The organism is Kitasatospora sp. NPDC001539 (assembly GCF_040298565.1).
GTDB lineage: Bacteria > Actinomycetota > Actinomycetes > Streptomycetales > Streptomycetaceae > Kitasatospora.
Map to the genome: position 1 here is coordinate 1 of NZ_JBEPAK010000462.1, position 1,917 is coordinate 1,917.

Consider the following 1,917-nt stretch of genomic DNA (forward strand, 5'->3'; position numbering starts at 1 on the left):
GGGCCGGAGCGTCCCACGCCGCTCGGCCGGCGATCAGGCCTCGCCGGCCGGCGATCAGGCCTCGCCGGCCGGCGGTCCGGCCCCGCCGGGCCCGCCCGCGGGCAGCACGGGTTGCTGTTCGTCCGCCGCGGTCTCGACCTGCAGGCCCGGCCGCAGGCCCACCACCGCGACCACCGCGGCTACCGCCATGACGGCCGCCATCGCGTAGAGGACCGTCTGGGTGGCGTGGGCGAAGTCGACGCGGAAGAACTGCGGGATGTTCGCGGTGCCCCCGCCGCCTCCGCCGCCCTGCGCCTGGACCTGGGAGAGGTGCGTGGCCGTGGCGGCCGCCTGCGCGGGGGGCAGCCCCTGGGTGACCAGTGAGTCGGTCAGCCGCGACCGCAGGTCGGTGACCAGGACCGTGCCCAGCACCGCCAGTCCCAGGCTCGCGGCGTAGTTGCGGACCGTCTGGGTGATGCCGGTCGCCTCGCCGTAGGAGAGCCGCGAGGCCCGGTTGACCGCGTCCGTGCTGGAAGGGCTGAGCATGAAGCCCATGCCGGCACCGGCCAGCACGACGTCCCACTGCTGCTCGCTGAAGCTCAGCGTGGTGACGTCACCCGCCCACAGGTAGAACCCGACCGCGGCCAGCACGCACCCGATCACCACCGGCCGCTTCGCGCCGTCGCGGTCGAGCATCCGGCCGCCGACCTGCGACGCGATCACGAACCCGATGAAGAAGTAGAGCAGGAAGACGCCGGCCTTCGAGGAGGAGTCGCCGAGGGAGATCTGCGCGTACTCGCTGGAGAAGAAGAACACCGGGACGAAGACCAGCATCGAGATGCCGAGTACCAGGTTCTGCACGGAGAACGCGCGGATGCGGAAGATGTCCACCTGGATCAGCGGCGAGGCGGTGTGCCTCTCGACGACGGCGAACGCCACGAGCAGCAGCACGCCGGCCGCGATGCAGAGCCCGATCGCCGGGTTCGACCAGCCCCAGACCTGCGACTGCTGGAACCCGAACACGCTCAGCCCGACACCGCCGGCGATCAACGCCAGACCCCGGTAGTCCATGGGCGCCGGCCGGCTCTCCGTCACCGGTCTGGAGACCGCGATCAGTACCAGCGCGATCGCCGCCACCGGAAGGTTCACCCAGAAGATCGCCCGCCAGGTCCACTCGGTCAGGTAGCCGCCGAGGACCGGGCCGACCGCGGTCAGCCCGCCCGCGATGCCGAAGAACAGGGCCAGTGCCCGCCCCCGCTCCCGCAGCGCGAAGTTCTGCACCACTATGGCCAGCGCGGCCGGGAACATGAGGGCGCCGCCGAAGCCCTGGACGGCGCGGAACGCGACCAGCCAGGCCTCGGCGAGGCTGCCCATCGGGGTGAGGCCGCAGCAGGCCGAGGCGCAGGCGAAGACCAGCACCCCGACCACGACCATCCTGCGGTGGCCGACCGTGTCGGCGAGGCGGCCGCCGAAGGCGAAGAACGCCGCCAGGGTGAGCAGGTAGGCGTTCACCGCCCACTGCACCCCCGTGCTGGTGAGTTTCAGTTCGTGCTGGATGTCCGGTACGGCGATCGACACGATGGTCTGGTCGATGAAGGTCATCGCGACGGCGAAGATCATCGCTGCCAGGACCAGGTGACGCGGGGACCCGCCGGCTCGAGAAGTGCTCACGGTTCGCTCTTCACGTCGCTCTACACGCCAGGGTGCGTCCGCGCGTCGACCGCCGGGCGGACCACCTGGGGGACGGCCCGGTGCGGAGCACACGGGCCTGGCTCCTGCCGTTCGTTCGTTCGACCCGTCCCATGCTAGCGAGCCGCCTGACGCACCGCCCGACGGAACGGCCCGGGCGGCCCGGACCAGCCGTGGACCGTCCGCCGCCCCGCCGGGGCCGGGCGGCGGTCGGAGGGGGCGCGGGCGGCCCCGGAAGCCGGGCCGCCC

Annotated in this window: 1 protein-coding gene; it reads right to left on the minus strand. The window is 72.6% G+C overall.

The features are described from left to right. Positions 1-54: 54 nt before the first annotated feature. On the minus strand, positions 55-1,650 hold the full coding sequence (locus tag ABT247_RS33260) for an MFS transporter (RefSeq protein WP_350750293.1): 1,596 nt from the start codon (positions 1,648-1,650) through the stop codon (positions 55-57). Positions 1,651-1,917 lie beyond the last annotated feature (267 nt).